Source organism: Methylobacterium guangdongense (assembly GCF_038442355.1).
GTDB lineage: Bacteria > Pseudomonadota > Alphaproteobacteria > Rhizobiales > Beijerinckiaceae > Methylobacterium > Methylobacterium guangdongense.
The window spans coordinates 48,269-70,473 of record NZ_JBBXMX010000009.1 but is presented as its reverse complement, the minus strand read 5'-3'; the positions used below and the strand labels follow the sequence as shown (position 1 = coordinate 70,473).

Genomic DNA, 22,205 nt, shown 5'->3' with positions numbered 1-22,205 from the left:
TGCCGCTCACCGCCTCCACATCGTGCCGCAGGGGAGGGGTCCGGCGCGATCCCCCGCCGGCGAATCAGGGGGTGAATTGTGTGGATCAGATCCGCAATCCCCAGAGAACACCGAATCCGCGGGCGCCGGCCGACCGCTGACCGACCCTGCGATCGCCTCTGTGATCGACCTGGCGGCCCTGGACGCCCAGACCGGCGGCGACGCCGATCTCGCCCGGGAGGTCCTGGACCTGTTCGCCGGCCAGTGCCGGTCGATCCTGCCCCGGCTGACCGATCCCGCCCTGTCCCGGGCCGCGCGCGCCGACCTCGCCCATACCCTGAAGGGCTCGTCCGCGGGAGTCGGGGCCGCGCGGATCCACGCGCTGGCGGATGCCGCGGAGAGGGCCTTCCGCGGGGCGGGACAGGCGCCCCTCGACGATCTGGCGGACGCGGCCGAGGCGGCGCTTTGCGCGATCGCGGAGGGGCGGGCCTGAGGGCGTCGCCCGCGTCCGGGGACCGCGCGCCCGTCCGGAAACGGGGCGTGCCGCGATGCGGCGATCGATCCGGGACGCGTGTCAATCGCCGCGCTTGCATTCCGTGGGTTCAACCGCCAAGCAGTCACGCCGCCCGTTGGACTGGTTTTGCCCGACGCGAGCCCGGAGCCTCAGCATGCCCAAGATCACCTACGTCGACCACGCCGGGACGGAAAGGACCGTCGAAGGCAGTGTCGGCGCGACCGTGATGGAGACGGCTTTGCGCAACAACGTGCCGGGCATCGATGCGGAATGCGGCGGCGCCTGCGCCTGCGCCACCTGCCACGTCTACGTCGCGGACGACTGGATCGAGACGGTCGGCAAGGCGCAGGACATGGAGCAGGACATGCTCGATTTCGCCAGCGACGTGCGCGAGAATTCCCGCCTGTCCTGCCAGATCAAGATCACCCCGGCGCTCGACGGGCTCAAGGTGACGACGCCGTCGCAGCAGGGGTAGGATCGCGTCCGGCGCGACGGGGCGCCACGATCCGGCTCGTAGACGATCATCAGCGCTGAAATGCGACGCCCTCCCTCTCCTGTGTGCGGGAGGGGACGGCCTACCGCACCAGCGCCCGCGCCGCCGCGTCGAGCCCCTCCAGGGTCAGCGGGAACATGCGGCCCGAGACCAGCCGCTGCACCATGCCGATCGACTGCGTGTAGCCCCAGTGCGTCTCGGGCACCGGGTTGAGCCACGCCGCCTTCGGGAAATGGTCGAGGAGCCGTTGCATCCAGACGGCGCCGGCCTCCTCGTTCCAGTGCTCCACCGAACCGCCGGGCGTGGCGATTTCGTAGGGGCTCATCGAGGCGTCGCCCACGAAGACCACCCGATAGTCGCTGCCGTAGGTGCGGATTACGTCGAGCAGCGGCGTCTTCGCCTCGTGGCGCCGCCGGTTCTCGGTCCAGACCGCCTCGTAGGGGCAGTTGTGGAAGTAGTAATGCGCGAGGTGCTTGAACTCCGAGCGCGCCGCCGAGAACAGGGCCTCGGCCTGCTCGATGTGCCAGTCCATCGAGCCGCCGACATCGAGGAACAGCAGCACCTTCACGGCGTTGCGCCGCTCCGGCCGCAGCTTCACGTCGATGTAGCCCTGGCGGGCGCTCGCGCGGATCGTGTCGTCGAGGTCGAGTTCCTCGGCCGCCCCCGTCCGGGCGAAGCGGCGCAGGCGCCGCAGCGCGAGGCGCATGGTGCGCGCACCGATCTCCCGGTCGTCGAGGTCCTTGAACTCCCGCTTGTCCCAGACCTTGACCGCCCGGAAGTTGCGGTTGCCGTCCTGGCCGATGCGGATCCCCTCCGGATTGTAGCCGTAGGCCCCGAACGGCGAGGTGCCGCCGGTGCCGATCCACTTCGAGCCGCCCTGGTGGCGCCCCTTCTGCTCGGCCAGCCGCTGCTTCAGGGTCTCGAACAGATTGTCCCAGCCGAGCGCCTTGAGTTCCGCCTTCTCGGCCTCGGTCAGGTATTTTTCCGCGAGCTTGCGCAGCCACTCTTCCGGGATGGCGGCGGGCTCGACGGCCTCCCCGAGGGTCTGGAGCCCCTTGAACACGGTGCCGAACACCCGGTCGAACCGGTCGAGATGCGCCTCGTCCTTCACGAGCGCCGTGCGCGACAGGAAGTAGAACGCCTCGACGTCGTGCCCGGCCAGCCCCCGGTCGAGGCCGCCCAGCAGGGTCAGGTACTCCTTCAGGGAGACGGGGACCTTGGCGTCCCGCAGGGCCGTGAAGAACTGCAGCAGCATGCGTGACAAACGCGCCAGTTGGCGGTGCGGGTCAAGTCCAGGCGAATCGAACCCGGCGACGCCAAGCTTGGCAGGACTTTCCGGCGACGCCCGCGAGTCTTCGCGAATGGTCGACAGGATTCACCGCCTTGCGGCAAAGCGAAACCAGCAGCGCGGCGAGTCTCCCCGCGCTCTCGATTCGCGGAATCTGGGCATAACTCGTCGAATCTGTTGATATGTGCCGCCGCACCCCTCGGACAGTCACGCAATCAGTCACGGGAATCGCTCAACTCGACGGATCGAGTGGGCGCGGACGCGGTGACGCGGTCCGTGAAGCGGAAGCGAGGAGACCTGCAATGGCGGTCATCCTGCGGAATCTGACGGACTTCAAGCGGTTTCTCGGGAAGCCGGGCGCCACGATTCAATTGGTGCGCAACACCTTCATGGACCGCCAGCCCGATGCGACACGGCAGGCTTACCGGGACAAGGGCATGTACGCGCCGCGGGCCGTGCAGGCCCTGTCCCGCAAGGCCGCGGTGTTCACCCTCCGGGGCTATCCCGGCACGGTCTGGCTCTACTGGGACAAGGGCGCGCGCGGCTGGCGGTTCTCCGGCGACACCGTGACGGTGCCGCTGGTCACCGGCCTGGGGCCGGCGGACGAGCTCATCTACCAGTGCAGCTTCGCCGACGGGTTCGAGCCGGCGCCGCGCAGCCGCATCGTGCGCCGTCCGAAGGTTGAAGAGGCCCAGCCCGCCTTCGTCTGACGGATCCCACGGTCTCCGGGCGCCGCTCATTCACCGCGAGGCGGACAGGGCCGGTCGCATCGTCTGCGCGGCCCGCGTGACGCTGGACGCCGCCTTGTACTCCGTCGGCGTCTGACCGAACCGCTCTTTGAAGCGGCGGGAGAAATGGGCTTGGCTGGCGAACCCGCATTGATACGCGATGAGCCCGACCGGCAGGGAGAGGTGGCCCGGGTCGGCGAGCTTCGTGCGCGCCAATTGCAGGCGCCGCTCCCACATCCAGTCCATCAGCGCGATGTTCTCCGCGCTGGCCACCTCCTGAAGCCGGCGGACCGAGATGTTGAGCGCCGCCGCGACGTCGTTGATCGACAGGCCCTCGACGCCGATATGCTTGGTAATGAAGGCCTGCGCCCGGGTGACGATAGCAGCGCCGCTCAGGGACCGGGGCGGGTCGGACTGCAGTTTCTCGGAGAAACCCGCCGCGATGAGATCGACGGCGACCGCGGCCATGCGCGCCTGCCGTTCCGGATCGAGCGTCCCGCCGTGCTTGATCAGCGTCGCGAGGTATGACGCGATGATCGGATAGCTCGTCTGCGTCGCGTCGATCGACAGGCCCGTCAGGGACCGGGCCGGCCCGACCGCCCGCTCCAGCACGGCCCGCGGAATGAAGACGTTGATGATGTCCAGGCCTTCCGGATGGGCACCCAGAAAGGGCTGGGTGTTGTCCATGAGCGAGATCCCGCCGGGATTGGATCGGCAGTATCGACCGTGCTTCAGATTGAAGACCCGCTCGGAGGCCAGGATGACGAGATAGGTATCGTTATCCGAAGACCGGATGTGTGATTTCGTCCGGTTCATGGCGTGCGGCGTGCCGACGTAATGACCGATCGCGAGGTTGTCGACGGTCAGCATGTTCAGCGCGGCGTGAAATCCTTTCCGCTCCACGTCCACGAACTCGAAACCACCGAACATGCTTCGGCAGGCATCGATCCAGTAATCGAAGCGCGCGCCGATCGGCACTTCGTCGGTGCTCATCTTCTGCGTCGCGTAGGCGGAGATATCGCGCTTGCCGCCGATCCGGGGAAACCGACCGTCCCCTTCATACATTGCGGCCGCACCCGATGCCGCGCAGACCGATCGGATCAAGCCTCCCGCGCGACGGCTGGGCCTTCGTCGCGGTCGATTGCATTCGATGCGCAGCCCTCAACATCACGATACGTGTTCCAGCCCTCACGGGTTTCGCCTGCCGATATAGAACGGCCCGTGAGGAACACGTTACAGTGGTTAAAAATATCAGACAACCCACATTTGCATTAACGACACCGAGGCTTCCGATTGATCCGCGAATGCACTAGAATTGATTGCAGAATTTCAGGAACATATTGATAAAATCTGATATAAATATTAGACGATGTACTGAAAAAAACTAAATTTCGAAACAATTATTTATCTATTTACAAAACAATACAGCGCTGCCAATGGACCGATACAGCCGCAGAGGCACGACCCGCGGTTGCTCAAACGCGCCGCCGGCGACGGCATGGTCTCTCGGTCGAACCACGCGGGATCGGCGCACAGGCGCAGCGGAAGCACGCCCACGCTGGGCCGGGTCCGGCACGCGGGCATTCCGCTGGGTCAGGCGCCGGCTGAGCCAAGGCTGAGCGCATCGAGCCAAACGACGCCTTCCGACGTTCGAGAAAGCCGGCTCGGCCTCGAGGACTTGCCGAATCATCCGGGACTCGGCTTCCGGAACCCGGCTTAAAGCGCTCGCCGCCGAAGTGGACACCGGTTCGACGCAAGAGAGCGCGTCACGACAAAGGCTTGGAGCTGCGCACGATTGCAACGCGATCGGGTGCGGCCCTAGGCCTCCTGGCCGGCCGCCGCCTGAGGCTCGGGCTCCCGCTTCACGGCGGCGGGCTTGCCCAGCGCCTTGCCCACGGTGCGGCGGGCCCGGAAGATCGGCTTCGCCTCGTTCTCGCGCTTCTTGAGTAGGGCGCGGTACTCGTCCCGACGCTCGTGGATCGACGCGATGACGAGCCCCATCGGCACGCCGACATCGACCAGCACCGCCTCGGACAGTTGCAGCGAGGCCTCGATCGTCTCCGGCACGGCGTCGTCGACGCCGAGTTCGTAGAGCGCCGTGGCGTGGCGGGCGTCGCGGGCCCGGGCCACGATGGTCAGGTCCGGCCGCTCGGCGCGGGCCGCCGTCACCGCGGCCTCGACGGCGCGGGGATTGTCGAGGGTCACCACCAGGGCCCGGGCCGAGGCGATGTCGCAGTGGCGCAGGATCTCGGTGTTGCCGGAATCGCCGAAATAGACCGGCTTGCCGGTGCGGCGCTGCTCGGCGACCCGGGCCGGGTCCATGTCGAGGGCGAGATACGGGATCTTGTGCCGCTCCAGCATCTCGCCGACCTGCCGGCCGACGCGGCCGAAGCCCGCCACGATCACCCGGTTCTCCACCCGCTCGGGCAGCGGCGCCTGCGCCCCCACGGCGGCCTGGGCCTGGGCGGTCGCCCGCAGCTTGAGCCGCCGGCCGATCGCCGCCAGCGCCGGAATCATGATCATCGTGACGGTGGTCACCACGAGGGCCGCGGCGCCGACCTCCTCGGGCACCAGCCCGGTCGCCATGGCGCCGCCGATCAGCACATAGGCGAACTCCCCGCCCGGCCCGAGCAGCAACGCCGTCTCGATCGCCACCGGCCGGGGGATCTTCATCACCGGGGCCGCCATCACCACCACGGCCCCCTTGATCAGGACCAGCGCCAGCGACAGGCTCAGGATCGCGCCCGGCGTCGCCATGAGCTGGGCCGGATCGAGGTTCATCCCCACCGAGACGAAGAACACGCCGAGCAGGAGGCCCTTGAACGGGTCGATCGTCGCCTCGATCGCCCGGCGGTACTCGGTCTCGGCGAGCAGCAGGCCGGCCACGAAGGCGCCGAGCGTCATCGACAGCCCGCTCGCCGCCGCGGTCAGGGCCGTGCCGACGATGACGAGCAGGCAGGCCGCCATGAACAGCTCGGTCGAGCGCGTGCGCGCCACCAGCTGGAACAGCGGGCGCAGGGCGAGGCGGCCGGCGATCACGATCAGCACCAGCGCGACCGCGGCCTGGCCCAGCGCCATGGCGAGCGCCCAGCCTTTGTCGCCCCCGTCGTCGCGGCCGAGCACCGCGATGGCGAACAGGGCCGGCGCCACCGCCAGATCCTGGAACAGCAGCACTGCGAAGCTCGTGCGCCCGGTCGGCGCGTTGAGCCGCTTCTGCTCCGCCAGCACCGGCAGCACCACCGCGGTGGAGGACAGGGCGAGCCCGATCCCGACGATCGCGGCGCCGACCAGCGGCACGTTGAGCCCGTAGAGGATCATCGCCAGGATGAGCGTGGAGCAGCCGACCTGCAGGGAGCCGAGTCCGAAGACCAGCCGCCGCAGGGTTCGCAGGCGCTCCCAGGACAGCTCGATCCCGATCATGAACATCAGGAAGATCACGCCGAATTCGGCGAGGTGGGAGATCTCGGCCCGGTTGCCGATGGTGAAGAGGTGGACGAACGGATAGGCCTCCGCCAGCCGGCCGAGTCCGTAGGGTCCGAGCAGGGCGCCGGCGCCGATGAAGCCGAGCACCGGCGAGATTCGCAGGCGATGGAACAGCGGCACCACGATCCCCGCGGTGACGAGGAACAGGATCGCTTCCTTGTAGGAACCCGGATGGACCTCTGGCATCGGCGGCGGATCGAACCTCGTCTCTGGCGGCGGCGGGGGTGCCGATCACGGCTGCGCGATCATGGGTCCCTGGCCGACGGGGGGCAATCGAATTCCGGCCCGGGGTAGGTGTGCTGCGACACAAGCCGGAACCATGAACCGGGTGAGACATTTCGGCCACCCGGGTCGCGGCCTGTCATTGTACGATACAGGTGACAGTGCAGGCGTGCAGCGCGGCCCAAAATCGGCACAATGCGCGCATACACGCAGGAGTTAATCCGGGGTTAAGCTCGGCTGGCTGTGCCCGGAACCGGACCCGATGGATGCGACGAGGCCGATGATCTCCATCAAATCGATCTTTGCGGGTCCGAAGGCACCCCCCAACCGCGACCGGAAGCGCGAGCAGCGCGAGTGGAAGCTGGAATCGGATCGCTGGCGCCACCAGCGCCACGTCGACCGGGGCTACCGCGTCAAGTGGGGCTACGTGGCGATCGCCTACCTCGTCGAGTTCATGGTGATCGGCGCCTCGCTCTGGGGCGCGTGGCTGTTCGCGGGCGTCTACAGCGACGGCGACTGGCACGCCTTCTACTTCATGCTGCTGGCGCCGATGGTCTACGCCGCGGTGGAGCTGTGCCGGGTGCCGCTGGGCATCCTGGCCCGCACGCAGCGCTCGTACTTCGTGCGCGCGCTCGCGGTGCTCGGCATCATCTTCGCGGCGGGCGTGACCACCAAGTCGGTGTCGCAGCTCGGCGAGATGATGTTCCATCCCCGCCTGATGGAGGCCGCCAAGGCCAAGACCGCGCTGAAGGACGCCCAGGCCGACCGCGCCACGATCGGCGACCGCATCAAGGCGGCGGACGAGCGCGTCGCGCAGTACACGGCCGAGCTCGACCAGATCGAGAAGCGCTCGGCCGACAACGCCCAGCAGCTCGCCGGCTTGCCGGCCCAGCGCTGCGAGCGGGTCTTCGGCACCAACAGCAAGGGCCGGAAGTACCAGAACCTGAAATGCCTCGCCGATCCGCGGGTGGCCGCCCTGTCGGCGCAGGTCAGCAAGGCTTCGGCCGACCGCGCCGCCCTGATCAAGAACCTCGAGGAGGCCCGTAAGGCGCGGACGGAGCTCGATCCGGGGGCCGCCGACCGGCGGGTCGCCGATGCCGAGCAGGGCTACCGCAACGCGGTCAACCGTTCGCAGCTCCACTCCTTCACCGCCATGGTGTACGGCGTCGATCCGATCGACGTGACCGAGAGCCAGGTCCACGCCTTCCTGCGGATCTTCGTGTTCGTGCCGGCCATCTGCGCCGCCTTCGCGTCCACGATCCTGGCCCTCTGCGCGGTCTCGACCCGCCGGACCTTCATGGACGAGGACGACCTCGGCGCCGCCGTGAATCCCGAGGCCGCCCCCTACATGCTGGACGCGATCGCCGACGCCCTGCGCTCGCATCCTGAGCCGATCCTGCCCCGGGCGGCCAACGCGGCCAACGCCTCCGGGGCGGTGATCCCGATGAACCGGCCGGTGCCGGGCCAGCAGGCCCTGCCCGGACAGACTGCCCAGGGCCCGACCCTGCCTGCCGCGGGAGCCGGCGCATGAACTACGTCGCCGGCGGCACGCCCGAGAATGTCGCCCTCGCTCAGCAGGTGAACTCCCGCCTGCGGGCGGATTCGAGCTACGTCGCGGCCCGGGCCTTCCTGTTCCGGGCCCTGGGCTTCGGTGCCTTCCTGTGCCTCACCGGCATCGGCGTCGGCGCGGCGGCCTATGGCTGGGCCACGCTCAACCAGTTCGACACCGCGGCGGAGAAGATCGCCGCCGCCATGCAGGCGGCGCTCTCGGACGTGACGCTGAAGACCAAGGGCGAGGTCACGCTCACCGACAACACGCTCAAGCTCGAGGGCCTGCCCAAGGCCGCCACCGGCACGCCGACCCCCACCAAGGCGCAGCTCGGCAGCGACGCCGCCCCGGCCTCCAAGGCCGCGGTGAACACGACCTTCACGGTGTTCAAGCAGGTGCCCTATCTCGACGGGCAGATCGTGACCGGCTGGAACTTCAAGGACAACGCCGAGCAGCCCTACCAGCAGTACTGCTACTTCTCCCGCCGCTCCAACGAGACGAAGGGGCAGGTGGAGATCAAGATCGACCTCGCCATGGACGGCAAGACCCTGCCGCAGCCGCAGAAGTCGGACGTGAATTTGGAGATCCTGGCGCGCAACTGCGTCTGGCACGAGAAGGGTTGAGGCGGGCCGGCCACCGCGCCCTTTCCCGGACGCCTGGAACGCAGTGGAGGGTGATCCGGCATCCAGCACAATGAGCGCCGCGCCAGCGGCTCCGTTCGATCCAGAGGGACGCTCCGCGACGTCTTGCGCTGGATCCCGGATCAGGTTCCGCTTCGCTCCACCTGTCCGGGAAAGGGTAGCGCTTGCGGGCGGGCCGCACCCCGCGCTACCCGTGACCCCAGGCCAGCTTGTCCGAGACCGCGATGCGCTTTTCCGGCACCGAGACCTACGTCGCGACCCCCGACCTCACCGCGGCCGTCAACGCCGCCGTGGTGCTGGAACGCCCGCTCCTCGTGAAGGGCGAGCCCGGCACCGGCAAGACCGTGCTGGCGGAAGAAATCGCGAAGGGCCTGAACGCCCCGCTGATCGTCTGGAACATCAAGTCGACGACCAAGGCCCAGCAGGGGCTCTACGAGTACGACGCGGTCTCGCGGCTGCGCGACTCGCAACTCGGCGACCCGCGGGTCTCGGAGATCGGCCACTACATCCGGCGCGGCAAGCTCTGGGAGGCGTTCACCGCGCCCGAGCGGCCGGTCCTGCTGATCGACGAGATCGACAAGGCCGATATCGAGTTCCCCAACGACCTTCTGACCGAACTCGACCGGATGGAGTTCCACGTCTACGAGACCGGCGAGACCGTGAAAGCCGTGCGCCGGCCGATCGTGATCATCACGTCGAACAACGAGAAGGAGTTGCCGGACGCGTTCCTGCGCCGCTGCTTCTTCCACTACATCAAGTTCCCCGATTCCGAGACGCTGCAGCGGATCGTCGACGTCCACTATCCGGGCATCAAGCACCGCCTCGTCGAGGAGGCCCTGCGGACCTTCCTGGCGATGCGCGAGGTGCCGGGCCTCAAGAAGAAGCCCTCGACCTCGGAACTGCTCGACTGGCTGAAGCTCCTTGTGTCCGAGGACATCGCCCCCGAAACCCTGCGCGAGCAGGACAGCCGCAAGCTGATCCCGCCGCTGCACGGGGCGCTCTTGAAGAACGAGCAGGATGTCAGCCTGTTCGAGAAGCTCGCCTTCATGATGCGGCGCGAGCAGCGGGGCGGCTGACGCGCGCCGCGCTTTCGGCTAACCGGCGTCGGGAGACCGCGGCGCCGGTCCGGAATTCTTGCCAGGGGCTGACGTCATGCGCAGGCTGATCCTGTTGCGGCACGCCAAGTCGGATCGTCCGGCGGGCGTCGCCGACCACGAGCGTCCGCTCAACGACCGCGGCCGGCGGGCGGCACCGGCCGTGGGTGAGCATCTCGCGCAGGAGGGCCTGCGGCCGGACCTCGCCCTGGTCTCGACGGCCCAGCGCACCCGCGAGACCTGGGAGGCAATGGCGGCCGCGCTCGGCACCCCCGAGACCCGCTGGCAGCGCGAGATCTACGAGGCCCCGGCGAACCGGATCCTGCGGGTGATCCGGGAGGCGCCCGATAGCGCCGCCACGGTGATTGTCGTCGGCCACAATCCGGGCCTGGGCGACCTCGCATCGGACCTGGCCGGGGAGGGGCCCCGTGCCGCCCGCAACCGCCTTGGCCTCGAATTCCCCACCGCCGCGTACGTGGTGATCGATTTCGACACCGACCGCTGGGCCGACATCGCCCCGGGGCAGGGGCGTCTGGACCGGTTCGTCCGTCCCCGCGACATCGACCCGGACCTGGGCGGCTGACGCGTCCGGGATCCCAAAGGGCTCGGCCCTTTGGCGGGGTATCGGGGCGGAGCCCCGATGTCGGGCTTCGCCCGAACCCAGCGGGCTCCGCCCTGCACCCGCGAAAGGGCTGAGCCCTTTCGAAACCCGTCAGGCCACCGGCACCGCGGCGTGCGTGGCGACCTCCGCGTGGGAGGGCAGGGGTGAGCCCGGCACGAAGGCCTCGAAGGCCGCCCAGAAATCCTGCCGGATCGCCTCGCGCTCGGACAGGATCTCGTGGCGCGAATCGGGCAGCACCAGGATGTGCCCGGCCTTGAGCCGCGCCGCGAAGCGCTCGGTGTCGGGGGTGCCGCAGACCGGGTCGGTGCCTGCGGCGAGGATCAGGGTCGGCAGGGTGATGCGCGGGGCCGCCCGCGGATCGCGCAGGCGCGCCATCGCCCGGAACGACTCGGCGAGCCACGCGATCGTCGGGTCGCCGACCGCGCCGGCGCCGACCTGCCGGGCCGCCGCGGCGTTGCGGGCGTAGCGGACGGGGTCCCGCGTCAGGCGGTTGCCCGGATAGGGGTTGGTGGCGATCGAGACCGGCTTCCCGAACGGGATGTAGCGGCTCCCCAGCCCGAGCCGGTCCAGCCCCCGCGACAGCAGGGACGCCCCGGCCGGCCAGCGGATCATCCGGATCGACAGCATCGGCGCCACCGTCACGAGGCGCTGGAACGGCAGCCAGCCGTCGAGGGCCCCGATGAGCGCGATGCATCCGCCCATCGAGTGGGCGAGCCCGACATGCGGCTCCGGCATCAGCGGCATCAGCACGGTCTCGGCCACGGCCCGCAGGTCGAGCCGGTAATCGTCGTACCGGGCGACATGGCCCTTGTGGGGATCGTCTACCCGCCGGTCCGATTCGCCCTGGCCGCGCCAGTCGAAGGCGACCACCGCGAAGCCCCGGGCGCGCAGGTCGCCGATCGTCTCGTAGTACTTCTCGATGAACTCGGCCCGCCCCTGGAGCAGGCAGACCGTGCCCCGGCAGGTGCGCGTCGTCGCCTGCCAGTAAGCCGCCCGCAGGGTGCAATCGTCCCGCGTGCCCACCGCGATCAGGGTTCCGCCGGGCGGGACCGGATTGTCGGGCGTGTCGCGCAGGGTCAGCAGCGGCTCACCCCCGGCCTTCCCCTCGAACCGTCCCATGGACCCCCCTGACGCAAAGCCACGCACCGGCCGAGCGTAGCGAAAAAATCTCGCTTTTCCCTCCGGCCGGGGGTCTTGAACGCCGATTTTCCCCCTCCGATATCGTGTCCGTGCCGGCCGTCAGGCGGCACGAAAGACGGGTCCGGCCCCTCGGGGCGGACCGGAGTTGCATGTTGCTCACACGAGGATATGTCATGCGTCAGTTCGATCTCGCGCCCCTCTACCGTTCGACCGTCGGCTTCGACCGGCTGTTTTCCGCGCTCGACCAGTTCGCTAGCGCAGAGGCTGCGCCCACCTACCCGCCCTACAACATCGAGCGGACCGGCGAGAACGCCTACCGCATCACCGTCGCGGTCGCCGGCTTCACCGAGGCCGACCTGTCGATCGAGGTGCGGGAGAACGCGCTCACGCTGAAGGGCGAGCGCAAGGCCGAAGGCAAGGCCGAGTTCCTGCATCAGGGCATCGCGGCCCGCGCCTTCGAGCGCCGCTTCCAGCTCGCCGACCACGTCCAGGTGACGGGTGCGGCCCTGGAGAACGGCCTCCTCCACATCGACCTCGTCCGCGAGGTGCCGGAGGCGAAGAAGCCGCGCCGCATCCAGATCGCCACGGCGGGCCGCGCCGGCGCCCCGGTGATCGAGGGTGACGTCCGCAATGACTCGGTCCAGCAGGCCGCCTGAGCGCGCCGCCTGCGCCCCGCGACCGTTCAAGAGCGCCCCGGCCCCTGGCCGGGGCGCTTTCGTGTGGCGGCTGTCATAATGGCGTGTCCACGTCGTGCTCTGTTTCCGATGGGACACTGCACGACGCACCCGGAGTGAACCGGATCATGGTCGCCAATCTCGCCCGCGGAGCCTACAGCGCGCTCGGTGCCGGCTGGCACAAGGGCGTGCAATGGGGCGTCGGCGCGCCGATCGCGAAGCTGCGCCGCCGCCACGCGCATCTCCGCGCCCTCGAAAGCGGCCCGACCGGCATCGCCGACGTGCTCTCGGACGCACGGGCGATCCGCCTGCCCGAGCCGTTCGAGGGACGCAGCCTCGGCCGCATCGGCAACCTCGAAGTGCGGCTGGCCCGGAAGAAATCCGAGATCCGCCGGGCGCAGCGCCTGCGCTACAAGGTGTTCTACGAGGAGATGTCGGCGGTGCCCTCCGGGCTCACGGCCCTGTCGCGCCGGGACGTCGACGGCTACGACGCGCTCTGCGACCACCTCCTCGTCCTCGATCACACGCCGCCCAAGCGGAAGAAGCCCTTCGCCAAGCCCCGCCCGAAGGTCGTCGGAACCTACCGCCTGCTGCGCAGCGACGTGGCCGAGCGCCACGCCGGCTTCTACTCCGAGAGCGAGTACGACCTCGCGCCGCTGCTCGCCGCGCAGGGACACCGGCGGATCCTGGAATTGGGCCGCTCCTGCGTGCTCAAGCCCTACCGGAGCAAGCGGACCGTGGAGCTCCTGTGGCAGGGGATCTACGCCTACGTCCTGCACCACCGGATCGACGCGCTGATCGGCTGCGCCAGCCTGGAGGGCACCGATCCGGACCGGCTGGCGCTGCCGCTGGCCTTCCTGCACCACCATGCCCGCGCCCCCGAGGGATGGCGGGTCCGCCCGCTGCCGGAGCGCGCGGTCGCGATGGACCGGCTGCCGAAGGAGGCGGTGGATCCGAAGGCCGCCCTGCAGGCGCTGCCGCCCCTGATCAAGGGCTACCTGCGCCTCGGCGCGACCTTCGGCGAGGGCGCGGTGATCGACCGGCAGTTCGGCACGACGGACGTGTTCGTGACGCTGCCGGTGGAGGTGATCGCTGCGCGCTACCGGGGGCATTTCGCGCCGGCGGGGTGAGCGGGCGCGCGCCCCGGGACCGTCATTCCATCAAACCACCTCATCCTGAGGTGCCGGAGCGGAGGCCTCGAAGAAGCCCTCCAGAAATCGCGCGGCTGGCTGGAGCCCTCCTTCGAGGCCCGCTTCGCAGTCACCTCAGGATGAGGGGAGGGGGTGGGAAAGGGAAATGCCCCCTCGGACGCCTCCTACAGGTCCCCCAGCGCCAGCTGCCCCTGGTTGCGTGCCTTCGGCGGCGCGGCCTTGCGCTCCTTGGGTCGGCTGGCGGCGGCCCGCGCGACGGGCGGCTTCTTCGGCTTCGGGTCGCCGCGCATCCGGGCGACCGCCTTGTCGCGGGCGACCGCCTCGGGGGCGGTCGGATCGTCGGTCAGCCACTTGCCGCGCTTGATCACCTCGTTCACCCGGCCCTGATTCACCCCGACCTTGAAGGCGATCTCCTGCTGGGTCATGCCGGTCGTGGCGTGCAGGTCCAGGATCGACCGGGCGAGTTCGGGGGTCATCTTCTGGCCGGTGAGCCGCCGGGCCGGCTTGACCGTGCGGGTCGCGCGGTCGCGCTCGCGCAGGCGCTCGAGGAGCGCCAGCGCCATGTTCATGCCGTGCTCGCGCAGGGCTTCCTCGAATTCCTTCAGGGTCGCCATCGGCGCCATCCTCCGCCGGGTCTAGAGCCGGTCATGTCCCGGAGAACGTGGCGGGAACGGCGGGGTTTCGCAAGGCGGGCCGGACCAGTCCCCACGATGGTCCCGGGTCATCCACCGGAAATGCGGGCTCTGGCCTCCCCGCGGCCGCTCCGCTACAGCGATCGGCATCCGACACGGCAGGGTCAGCCCGGCACGATGATCAGTCCGATCCGCAGAGTTTCTGCCGGCGAGACGCCCGGCTCCCTGGCCCGGGAGCTGGAGGCCGGGGCGGTGCTGCTGTTCCCCGACCTGCCGTTCCCGTTCACGGCGTTCGAGCGCCGCTTCACCGAGCGGCCCTTCGCGGACGGCAAGGCCAAGAACGTCAACATCCGCGGCGAGGCGGCGCCCCTGCGCGGCGCCGCCGGCACCCCGGAGGAGCAGGAGGCCCTGCGCCAGCTCCTGATCCGCTATCGCGCCTTCGCCCGGGACCTGATCGGCACCTACCTGCCCGCCTATGCCGACCGGGTCAGCCTCGCCGGCACCTCGTATCGCCCCTTCGACGTCGACCAGCGCAAGCTGAGCTGGCGGCGCGACGACACGCGGCTGCACGTCGACGCCTTCCCGTCGAACCCGATCGGCGAGAAGCGGATCCTGCGCGTGTTCCGCAACATCAACCCGGCGGGGGAGCCGCGGCGCTGGCGGGTCGGCGAGGATTTCGGCGCGATGGCGGAGAAATTCCTGCCGCGCCTGCCGGGCTATTCGCCGCTCTCGGCGCGGCTCCTGGCGGCCTTGCGCGTCACCAAGGCGAAGCGCTCGGAATACGACCACCTGATGCTGCACCTGCACGACGCCCTCAAGCAGGACGAGACCTATCAGGCCTCGGCCCCCCAGGCCGACGTGGAGTTCCGCCCCGGCGACACCTGGGTGACCTTCTCCGACCTCGTGATGCACGGGGCGATGGGCGGCCGCTACATGCTGGAGCAGACCGCCTACCTGCCGGTCGCCGCCCAGGCCGACCCGTCCCTGAGTCCCCACCGCATCCTGGCGGCCAAGCTCGGCCGTCCCCTCCGGACCTGAAAGGCACGTCAGACCATGATCCTCGAAATCGCGCAGATCGAGATCAAGCCCGGCCTGGAGGCCGAGTTCGAGGCCGGCATCACGAAGGCCTCGGCGATCTTCAAGGAGGCCAAGGGCTGCCGGCACTTCGAGGTCCGGCGCTCGATCGAGCATCCGCAGCGCTACCGGCTGCTGATCCACTGGGACACGCTGGAGGCCCACACCAAGGACTTCACCGGCTCGCAGCCCTGGCAGGATTACCGCGCCCTGGTCTCGCATTGCTTCGCCGGCCCGGTGTCGGTGGAGCACGCCGAGCAGGTGCTGAAGGCGTTCTGAGCCGAACCGCCGACAGGCATCGATCCGCAGCGTTGCGGTCGGGCCTTTCAGGTGTTTGGCGCAAGGCGTGACGCGAGATCGACGCGCCTGGGTGATGACACACCCCTCTCCCGGACAGGTAAAGCGAAGCGGAATCTGATCCGGGACCCGGCACGCAAAGCGCCGCGCAAGCGGCACAGGTCGATTCGGATCGACGCTTGGCGACCTCGTGTGCTGGATCCCGGGTGGCAGTCTGCTCTCGCGGTATGCGCCCGGGAAGGGGCCGCCTCCTGAAGACGAGAGCCGTAAAGACCGGCGCGACGCCTCGCCTCCGCCCCCAGGCCCCCCTCGAAGCGGCCGGCGTTGCGGCCGCCGCCGCCGGTGCTAGGCTCCCGTGCGACCGGCCCCGACGCGAATCATCGGGTTTCGGCATGCGGGGAACAGGCTGATGGCGCGGCTCGGACGGCTCGCGGGTGCCTTGGCGCTGCTCGGATGCGCCCTCGGCGGATCGGCTATCGCCCAGACCGCGCCCCGCACCGCCCCGCGGCCGGCCGCGACCGCGCCGGCCCCGTTCGCCAGGACCTTCGTCCGGGACGACCTCGCCAGCGCGGCAATCCGCCTCGAAGGGGCCCTCAAGGCCGAGGCCGGCACGGCGCTCCGGCCGGCGGCCCAGTCCCGCACCGCCGGGCAGACGCTGCTCGCCGCCAACAGGCCGGATCAGGCGCTCGCCCCGCTCGCCGCCGCGGTGGCGGCCGACCCGGCCGACATCCGCAACTGGCAGACCTATGCCCGCGCGGCCTCGGCGGCGAAGGGCCTTCTCGAACAGAACGATTACCGGGGCCGGGCGCGCCTGCGCGAGCGGGTCGCGGCGGCCGCCTATCGTGCCTACGAGCGTGCCGGCACCGCCCCCGACGCTGCGGCGGCGCTGGCGATGCTGGCGACGGACGAGGCCGAGCAGGAATCCTGGCGCCCCGCCCTCGACGCCTACGCGGCGAGCCTCGCCCTCGACGAGGACGAGGGCGTCCGGGAGACCTACGAGGCGCTGCGGGCCGAGCACGGCTTCCGCATCCTCGGCTACAAGGTCGATTCCGACGCGGCCGCCCCGCGCGCCTGCTTCACCCTCTCGGAAGCGGTGGTGCCCAAGACCGACTACGCGCCCTTCGTGGCCGTGTCGGGCTCAAGCGCCGCGGCGGTGACCGGGGAGGGGTCCCAGGTCTGCGTCGACGGGCTGAGGCATGGCGGGCGCTACGCCATCGTCCTGCGCCAGGGCCTGCCCTCCGCGGTGGGCGAGAGCCTGCTCAAATCCGCCGATTACGAGATCTACGTCCGCGACCGCACCCCGCAGGTGCGCGCCACCGGGCGCAACTACGTCCTGCCCCGCACCGGACAGGCGGGGGTGCCCCTGGTCTCGGTGAACGCGCCGAAGCTCGACGTCGAGGTGCTGCGGATCGGCGACCGCGGCCTGCTGCCGACCCTGCGCTCCGAGGACTTCCTGGGCCAGCTCAGCGGCGCCACCGCCCGGACGATCGCGGCCGAGAAGGGCGTGCGGGTCTGGAAGGGCACCCTCGACACCGCCAGGGCCGAGCTGAACCAGGAGGCGGTCACCGCCTTCCCGGTCCTGCAGGCGGTGGGCAAGCTGGAGCCCGGGATCTACGTGCTGCTGGCCCGGCCCTCCGGCACGGCCTCCGACGACGCGGATTACGACACCCAGGCGACGCAATGGTTCGTGGTCTCGGACCTCGGGCTCACCGCCACGAAGGGACGGGACGGGGTCCACGTGGTCCTGCGCTCGCTGGCCTCCGCGCAGGTGATGGCGGGCGCCGAGATCCGCCTCGTCGCCCGCAACAACGAGGTGCTGGGCACGCGCACCACGGACGCGAACGGACACGCCGCCTTCGATCCGGGCCTCGCCCGCGGGGAGGGCGGTCTGGCACCGAGCCTCGTGGTGGCCCAGGCGGGGAGCGATTACGGCTTCCTCGATCTCAACCTCGGCGCCTTCGACCTCACCGACCGCGGCGTGAAGGGCCGGCCCGAGACCGGCGGGCTCGACGCCTACCTGTTCCCGGAGCGCGGGGTCTACCGCTCGGGGGAGACCGTCCAGCTCACCGCCCTGCTGCGCGACGCGGCCGGCACGGCGGTGCCGGACCTGCCGCTGACCCTCGTGGTGAAGCGGCCGGACGGCGTCGAGTACCGGCGCGTCTCGGTGCCCGACCAGGGCCTCGGCGGCCGGGCCCTGCCGCTGCCGCTCCTGTCCGGCTCGATGCACGGGACGTGGCGGGTCTCGGCCTATACCGACCCGAAGGCGCTGGCGATCGGCGAGACCAGCTTCCTCGTGGAGGATTACGTCCCCGAGCGGCTGGAGGTGAACCTAAAGCCCCGGCAGGCGGCGCTCCACCGGGGCGAGGCCGCGCAGGTCGATGTCGCCGCCCGCTACCTCTACGGCGCCCCGGGGGCGGATCTCGACGTGTCCGGCAGCGTCACCGTGCAGGCGGCCGCCACGAGCGGCATCAAGGGGCTGGACGGCTACAGCATCGGCCTCGACGACGAGGCGGTGGAGCCGGCAACCCAGGAGCTTCAGGAGCACGCGACCACGAATGCGCAGGGTGGCGCCGCCGTCACGGTCCCGATACCCCAGGTCGCGGTGCCGCGGGCGCTTGAGGCGAAGATCACGCTGGCGGTCGGCGAGCCGGGCGGGCGGGCCCTGTCGCGCAGCCTGACCCTGCCGATCCTCCCCGCCGGCCCGGTGCTAGCCCTGCGCAAGGGCTTTGCGGACCTCCAGGACGGCGGGATCGCGGGCTTCGACGTGGTGCTGGCGAGTCCCGAGGGCGCGCTCCTCGCCCGGCCGGGGGTGAGCTGGACCCTGTCGCGGATCGAGTCCGCCTACCAATGGTACCGGGCGGACGGGCGCTGGTCGTTCGAGCCGGTGAAGACGACCAAGCGCGTGGCCGGCGGCACGGTCGATCTCCGGGCCGGGGGCCCGAGCCGGATCGAGGCGCCGGTGGGGCTCGGCCGCTACCGGCTCGACGTCTCGGCCCCGGGCATCCCGGAGGCGAGCGCCAGCCTCGGCTTCGATGTCGGCTGGGGCGGGTCCCAGACGGCGGAGGCGCCGGACCTCCTCGACCTGACCCTCGACAAGCCCGCCTATGCGGCCGGCGATACCCTGCGGGCCAAGCTCAGCCCGAAGTTCAAGGGTCAGGCGAGCCTGATGGTGGTCAGCGACCGGGTGCACGAGACCCTGGAGGTCAGCGTGCCCGAGGGCGGCACCACCGTGAGCCTGCCGGTCAAGGCCGAATGGGGGGCCGGCGCCTACCTGATCGCCACCGCCTACCGGCCCCTCGATCAGGCGGCCAAGCGCCTGCCGGGCCGGGCGCTCGGTCTGGCGTGGTTCTCGGTCGATCGGGAGACGCGCGGCCTCGGCGTCGCCGTGACGGCGCCGGAGCGGGCGCGCCCGCGCCAGGACCTGACCCTGCCGATCCAGCTCACCGGACAGAAATCCGGCGCGCCGGCGCGGATCACCGTGGCGCTGGTCGATGTCGGCATCCTCAATCTCACCCGCTACGCGGCACCGGACCCGACCCAGTACTTCCTCGGCCAGAGGGCACTCGGGCCGGAACTCCGCGATCTCTACGGCTACCTGATCGACGGCATGCAGGGCTCCGTGGGCGCGATCCGCTCCGGCGGCGACGCGGGCGGCGGCGAACTGGCGGATTCACCCCCGACCCAGGCGCCGCTCGCGCTCTATTCCGGCATCGTGACCGTGGGGCCGGACGGCGCGGCGAGCGTCACCTTCCCGATTCCCGCCTTCAACGGCACCGGCCGCGTGATGGTCACCGCCTGGAGCGGCGACCGGGTGGGCCAAGCCCAGGCCGACGTGATCATCCGCGATCCCGTCGTGCTCAGCGCCACGCTGCCGCGCTTCCTCGATACCGGCGATCGCTCGCGCCTGTTCGTGGCCCTCGACAACGTCGAGGGGCAGGCGGGCGACTACACGGTCGATCTGAGTCCGTCCGGGCCGGTCGTGGTCGGCGCTGGCGCCCTGCGGCAGACGTTCCGGCTGGAGGCGGGCGCCAAGGGCCAGTTCGCGATCCCGCTCAGTGCGGCGGGGCCGGGCACGGCCCGGCTCGACCTCGCCCTGTCGGGCCCCGGCCTGTCGGCCCCGCTGAACCAGAGCTTCGCCCTCGGGATCGCACCCGGGACCGGGACCCTGCTGCGCCGGTCCGTGCGCAGCCTCGCCCCCGGGGCCGCGCTGACGCTCTCGTCGGACCTCATCGCCGACCTGCTCCCCGGCACCGGCAGCGTCTCGCTCTCGGTCACGCCCCTGCCGGGCCTCGACGTGGCAGCCCTGCTCCAGGCCCTCGACCGCTACCCCTACGGCTGCTCCGAGCAGGTGGTGAGCCGGGCGATGCCGCTGCTCTACGTCAACAAGCTCGCGAGCCTGGAAAAGCTCGCCCTCGACGCGGGCGCGGACGACCGCGTGCGTGAGTCGATCGAGCGGCTGCTCGCCCGCCAGGATTCGAGCGGCGATTTCGGGTTGTGGTCGGCGCAGGGGTCGAGCGACCTGTGGCTCGACGCCTACGTGACCGACTTCCTCACCCGGGCCCGGGAGCGCGGCTTCGCGGTACCGCAGAAGGCCTTCGCCCAGGCCCTCGACTACCTGCGCAACGCGGTGGCCAACGCCGCCGAGGTGCGCAATGGCGGCGCGGATCTGGCCTACGCGGCCTACGTGCTCGCCCGGAACGGCCGGCCGGTCATGGGCGACCTGCGCTACCTCGCCGACACCAAGCTCACCGACTTCTCCTCGGCGCTCGGGCGGGCCCAGCTCGCGGCAGCGCTCGCGCTTCTGGGCGACCGCGGCCGGGCCGCCAAGGCGATGGAGTCGGCGCTCACCGCGCTGCGGGCTGAGCGCGACAGGGGCTTGTACCGGGCCGATTACGGCTCCCGCCTGCGCGACGGCGCCGGGCTGATCACCCTGGCGGCCGAGAGCGGGCTGGCCCAGGGCGCCCTGGGCCCGGTCGCCGCGGTCTTCGGCGAGGAGCAGCAGACCGAGCGGGCGACGAGCACGCAGGAGAATGCCTGGATGGTGCTGGCCGCCGAGAGCCTGTCCAAGGAGGCCGACGCCCTGTCGTTCAACCTCGACGGCGCGCCGCAGACCGGGACGCTCGCCCGGGTCTACCGGGAGGCGCGCCTGGCGGAGCGGGGCGTGCAGCTGGTCAATACCGGCCGGGGACCGGTGCAGGTGGCGGTGAGCGTCAACGGCAACCCCCTGGCGCCGGAGCCGGCGACCGCGCAGGGCTACACGGTGGAGCGGAGCTTCCATCGCCTCGACGGCAGCCTCGTCGATCCGGCGGCGGGCCTGCGCCAGAACGACCGGCTTGTGGTGGTGCTGAAGGTCACCGAGGCCAAGGCGGAGGCCGCGCGGCTCCTGCTGGTCGATCCCCTGCCGGCGGGGCTCGAGATCGACAACCCGAAGCTGCTGGACGCCGACGTGCTTCAGGCCCTCGCCTTCGCCAAGTCGGACGTGCAGCCGGTCCATACCGAGTTCCGCGACGACCGGTTCGTGGCGGCCTACGACCGCGACCCGAGCCAGTCGGCCTTCTTCACCGTGGCCTACACGGTGCGGGCGGTCTCGCCCGGCACCTACGTGCATCCCGGCGCCACCGTGGAGGACATGTACCGGCCGGCGCGCTTCGGCCGGACCGCCACCGGGAGCGTGACGGTCGGGGCGGCGAAGTAGGGCGCAGGGGTCCTTCGGCGGCAAGACATTGACCATCGAGATCCGGATGCTGGTGAGCGTGCCCGCAACGCGCCCCAGGCCTGGGACCTGCGCTGGGTGGTCCGTGAGGCGATGGTCACGGGGCTTCAAGCCGAGCACCCGGAGGCCCTGCCATGGCACCGCACCGCGTGGGTCGGGGCCGAGGAGCCATCCCTGCGGCGGGCGGAGGAGCGGCGGTTCGCGGCGTAAGCGTTTGGCGCGACCGGACGCTCAGGCGAGGGCCGAGGGAATATCGGTCTGCGGGAAATCGTGGCCGACATAGAGCAGCGGCACCCCGTGGACCTTCGCGCAGGCATACGCGAAGCAGTCGCCGAGGTTCAGGCGGGCCGGATGACGGCCCTTGCCATAGCGGGCGTGTGCCGCAACGGCGATGCGGATTTCTGCAATGCCAAGGGAAACCAGCGCGATATCAACCTTCTGAAGGAAGCTGTTCACGATGCCCTCGGCGGCTTCAGGCGACGCCGACTGGATGCGGGCCACCGCCAGGATGGCCTCGAACAGGGCGAGGGCACTCGTCAAACGCCGTGGGGCTTGGCGAAGACGATCCGCCACCTGTTCGTACCCCTCCTCGCGGCACAGGATTGCGACGATCGCCGAGGCATCGACAAACATCAGTCTTCGTAGAGGCTGTCGTAAAACGCCTTGTCGGCCTTGAGCCCCGTCGCCGGGTAGGCAGCCAGCTTATCTTGGAGTGGTTTGATCTTCGCGAGGAAATCCGTCAGCGACTCCTCGCGGCGACCCAACTCGTTCACTAGCGCGAGTCGCACCGCCTCGGTCTTGCTCACGCCGGCCTTCGATGCCAGCGTCTCGGCGAGTCGATTCACCTCTTCGCTGCGGATGTTGAGCGGCATGGTGACCTCCGTGTAGACACACGAAGGTTAGTGTCTACA

The 22,205-nt window shown here is 70.3% G+C and carries 19 protein-coding genes and 1 pseudogene; 13 read left to right on the top strand and 7 right to left on the bottom strand.

Annotated elements, in window-relative coordinates:
* Nucleotides 1-151 precede the first annotated feature (151 nt).
* Both AAHG09_RS17970 and AAHG09_RS17965 read left to right on the top strand, forming a co-directional pair.
* Nucleotides 152-472: an Hpt domain-containing protein gene (locus AAHG09_RS17970; RefSeq protein WP_342108954.1), complete on the top strand. Its 321-nt coding sequence runs from the start codon at nt 152-154 to the stop codon at nt 470-472.
* Nucleotides 473-647: 175 nt separating this feature from the next.
* The gene (locus tag AAHG09_RS17965) at nt 648-968 is read left to right on the top strand and encodes a 2Fe-2S iron-sulfur cluster-binding protein (RefSeq protein WP_342108820.1); all 321 of its coding nucleotides are present in this window, start codon (nt 648-650) and stop codon (nt 966-968) included.
* A gap of 100 nt (nt 969-1,068) precedes the next feature.
* Here AAHG09_RS17965 and AAHG09_RS17960 read toward each other — a convergent pair whose 3' ends face one another.
* Nucleotides 1,069-2,241 carry a vWA domain-containing protein gene (locus AAHG09_RS17960; RefSeq protein ID WP_342108819.1) on the bottom strand — a complete coding sequence of 391 codons (1,173 nt, stop codon included), beginning with the start codon at nt 2,239-2,241 and terminating at the stop codon, nt 1,069-1,071.
* Between the two features lie 335 nt (nt 2,242-2,576).
* Here AAHG09_RS17960 and AAHG09_RS17955 point away from each other — a divergent pair, with 335 nt between their 5' ends.
* Complete coding sequence (locus AAHG09_RS17955; protein WP_342108818.1) at nt 2,577-2,984, top strand: hypothetical protein; 408 nt, start codon at nt 2,577-2,579, stop codon at nt 2,982-2,984.
* 30 nt (nt 2,985-3,014) lie between these two features.
* On the opposite strand, the gene AAHG09_RS17950 is transcribed toward AAHG09_RS17955, so the two are convergent.
* The gene (locus tag AAHG09_RS17950) at nt 3,015-3,995 is read right to left on the bottom strand and encodes a helix-turn-helix domain-containing protein (RefSeq protein WP_342108817.1); all 981 of its coding nucleotides are present in this window, start codon (nt 3,993-3,995) and stop codon (nt 3,015-3,017) included.
* An 825-nt stretch (nt 3,996-4,820) separates the two neighbouring features.
* Nucleotides 4,821-6,671, bottom strand: a complete 1,851-nt coding sequence (locus tag AAHG09_RS17945; RefSeq protein ID WP_342108816.1) for a cation:proton antiporter domain-containing protein — start codon at nt 6,669-6,671, stop codon at nt 4,821-4,823.
* Between the two features lie 298 nt (nt 6,672-6,969).
* On the opposite strand from AAHG09_RS17945, the gene AAHG09_RS17940 reads away from it, so the two are divergent.
* The 4 genes from AAHG09_RS17940 to AAHG09_RS17925 all read left to right on the top strand — a co-directional run bounded on the left by AAHG09_RS17940 (nt 6,970) and on the right by AAHG09_RS17925 (nt 10,574).
* Nucleotides 6,970-8,238 (top strand): ATPase, encoded by a 1,269-nt coding sequence (locus AAHG09_RS17940; protein WP_342108815.1) that lies wholly within the window; start codon nt 6,970-6,972, stop codon nt 8,236-8,238.
* Nucleotides 8,235-8,879 carry a hypothetical protein gene (locus AAHG09_RS17935; protein WP_342108814.1) on the top strand — a complete coding sequence of 215 codons (645 nt, stop codon included), beginning with the start codon at nt 8,235-8,237 and terminating at the stop codon, nt 8,877-8,879. The genes AAHG09_RS17940 and AAHG09_RS17935 overlap by 4 nt, the downstream gene beginning before the upstream one ends.
* A 242-nt stretch (nt 8,880-9,121) precedes the next feature.
* Complete coding sequence (locus AAHG09_RS17930; protein ID WP_342108813.1) at nt 9,122-9,973, top strand: AAA family ATPase; 852 nt, start codon at nt 9,122-9,124, stop codon at nt 9,971-9,973.
* A 76-nt stretch (nt 9,974-10,049) separates the two neighbouring features.
* A complete protein-coding gene (locus AAHG09_RS17925) occupies nt 10,050-10,574 on the top strand; it encodes a SixA phosphatase family protein (protein WP_342108812.1) in 525 nt (174 codons plus the stop codon).
* A 129-nt stretch (nt 10,575-10,703) separates the two neighbouring features.
* Here the strand turns inward: AAHG09_RS17925 and AAHG09_RS17920 are convergent, their stop codons facing one another.
* Nucleotides 10,704-11,732, bottom strand: coding sequence for an alpha/beta hydrolase (locus tag AAHG09_RS17920; protein WP_342108811.1), 1,029 nt, complete (start codon nt 11,730-11,732; stop codon nt 10,704-10,706).
* Nucleotides 11,733-11,926: 194 nt separating this feature from the next.
* Here AAHG09_RS17920 and AAHG09_RS17915 point away from each other — a divergent pair, with 194 nt between their 5' ends.
* Both AAHG09_RS17915 and olsB read left to right on the top strand, forming a co-directional pair.
* The gene (locus AAHG09_RS17915) at nt 11,927-12,409 is read left to right on the top strand and encodes an Hsp20 family protein (RefSeq protein ID WP_342108810.1); all 483 of its coding nucleotides are present in this window, start codon (nt 11,927-11,929) and stop codon (nt 12,407-12,409) included.
* 146 nt (nt 12,410-12,555) lie between these two features.
* Nucleotides 12,556-13,557 carry a l-ornithine N(alpha)-acyltransferase gene (gene olsB / locus AAHG09_RS17910; protein WP_342108809.1) on the top strand — a complete coding sequence of 334 codons (1,002 nt, stop codon included), beginning with the start codon at nt 12,556-12,558 and terminating at the stop codon, nt 13,555-13,557.
* A 185-nt stretch (nt 13,558-13,742) separates the two neighbouring features.
* Here olsB and AAHG09_RS17905 read toward each other — a convergent pair whose 3' ends face one another.
* A complete protein-coding gene (locus AAHG09_RS17905) occupies nt 13,743-14,192 on the bottom strand; it encodes an RNA polymerase subunit sigma-70 (protein ID WP_342108808.1) in 450 nt (149 codons plus the stop codon).
* Between the two features lie 195 nt (nt 14,193-14,387).
* On the opposite strand from AAHG09_RS17905, the gene AAHG09_RS17900 reads away from it, so the two are divergent.
* The 4 genes and pseudogenes from AAHG09_RS17900 to AAHG09_RS17885 form a co-directional block, all read left to right on the top strand.
* Nucleotides 14,388-15,248: a Kdo hydroxylase family protein gene (locus AAHG09_RS17900; protein WP_342108807.1), complete on the top strand. Its 861-nt coding sequence runs from the start codon at nt 14,388-14,390 to the stop codon at nt 15,246-15,248.
* Between the two features lie 15 nt (nt 15,249-15,263).
* Complete coding sequence (locus AAHG09_RS17895; RefSeq protein ID WP_342108806.1) at nt 15,264-15,563, top strand: antibiotic biosynthesis monooxygenase family protein; 300 nt, start codon at nt 15,264-15,266, stop codon at nt 15,561-15,563.
* Nucleotides 15,564-15,990: 427 nt separating this feature from the next.
* Nucleotides 15,991-21,276: an alpha-2-macroglobulin family protein gene (locus AAHG09_RS17890; protein ID WP_342108805.1), complete on the top strand. Its 5,286-nt coding sequence runs from the start codon at nt 15,991-15,993 to the stop codon at nt 21,274-21,276.
* Between the two features lie 22 nt (nt 21,277-21,298).
* Nucleotides 21,299-21,504, top strand: a pseudogene (locus tag AAHG09_RS17885) (mechanosensitive ion channel family protein); the annotation flags it as partial.
* A gap of 21 nt (nt 21,505-21,525) precedes the next feature.
* Here AAHG09_RS17885 and AAHG09_RS17880 read toward each other — a convergent pair.
* A complete protein-coding gene (locus AAHG09_RS17880) occupies nt 21,526-21,927 on the bottom strand; it encodes a type II toxin-antitoxin system VapC family toxin (RefSeq protein WP_342108804.1) in 402 nt (133 codons plus the stop codon).
* Complete coding sequence (locus AAHG09_RS17875) at nt 21,927-22,166, bottom strand: type II toxin-antitoxin system VapB family antitoxin (RefSeq protein WP_342108803.1); 240 nt, start codon at nt 22,164-22,166, stop codon at nt 21,927-21,929. The genes AAHG09_RS17880 and AAHG09_RS17875 overlap by 1 nt, the downstream gene beginning before the upstream one ends.
* Between the last annotated feature and the right edge of the window lie 39 nt (nt 22,167-22,205).

Coding starts and splice junctions, on each gene's coding strand:
- AAHG09_RS17965 (WP_342108820.1), top strand. CDS start 648: ATGCCCAAGATCACCTACGTCGACCACGCCGGGACGGAAAGGACCGTC.
- AAHG09_RS17960 (WP_342108819.1), bottom strand. CDS start 2,241: ATGCTGCTGCAGTTCTTCACGGCCCTGCGGGACGCCAAGGTCCCCGTC.
- AAHG09_RS17955 (WP_342108818.1), top strand. CDS start 2,577: ATGGCGGTCATCCTGCGGAATCTGACGGACTTCAAGCGGTTTCTCGGG.
- AAHG09_RS17950 (WP_342108817.1), bottom strand. CDS start 3,995: ATGAGCACCGACGAAGTGCCGATCGGCGCGCGCTTCGATTACTGGATC.
- AAHG09_RS17945 (WP_342108816.1), bottom strand. CDS start 6,671: ATGCCAGAGGTCCATCCGGGTTCCTACAAGGAAGCGATCCTGTTCCTC.
- AAHG09_RS17940 (WP_342108815.1), top strand. CDS start 6,970: ATGGATGCGACGAGGCCGATGATCTCCATCAAATCGATCTTTGCGGGT.
- AAHG09_RS17935 (WP_342108814.1), top strand. CDS start 8,235: ATGAACTACGTCGCCGGCGGCACGCCCGAGAATGTCGCCCTCGCTCAG.
- AAHG09_RS17930 (WP_342108813.1), top strand. CDS start 9,122: ATGCGCTTTTCCGGCACCGAGACCTACGTCGCGACCCCCGACCTCACC.
- AAHG09_RS17925 (WP_342108812.1), top strand. CDS start 10,050: ATGCGCAGGCTGATCCTGTTGCGGCACGCCAAGTCGGATCGTCCGGCG.
- AAHG09_RS17920 (WP_342108811.1), bottom strand. CDS start 11,732: ATGGGACGGTTCGAGGGGAAGGCCGGGGGTGAGCCGCTGCTGACCCTG.
- AAHG09_RS17915 (WP_342108810.1), top strand. CDS start 11,927: ATGCGTCAGTTCGATCTCGCGCCCCTCTACCGTTCGACCGTCGGCTTC.
- olsB (WP_342108809.1), top strand. CDS start 12,556: ATGGTCGCCAATCTCGCCCGCGGAGCCTACAGCGCGCTCGGTGCCGGC.
- AAHG09_RS17905 (WP_342108808.1), bottom strand. CDS start 14,192: ATGGCGACCCTGAAGGAATTCGAGGAAGCCCTGCGCGAGCACGGCATG.
- AAHG09_RS17900 (WP_342108807.1), top strand. CDS start 14,388: ATGATCAGTCCGATCCGCAGAGTTTCTGCCGGCGAGACGCCCGGCTCC.
- AAHG09_RS17895 (WP_342108806.1), top strand. CDS start 15,264: ATGATCCTCGAAATCGCGCAGATCGAGATCAAGCCCGGCCTGGAGGCC.
- AAHG09_RS17890 (WP_342108805.1), top strand. CDS start 15,991: ATGGCGCGGCTCGGACGGCTCGCGGGTGCCTTGGCGCTGCTCGGATGC.
- AAHG09_RS17880 (WP_342108804.1), bottom strand. CDS start 21,927: ATGTTTGTCGATGCCTCGGCGATCGTCGCAATCCTGTGCCGCGAGGAG.
- AAHG09_RS17875 (WP_342108803.1), bottom strand. CDS start 22,166: ATGCCGCTCAACATCCGCAGCGAAGAGGTGAATCGACTCGCCGAGACG.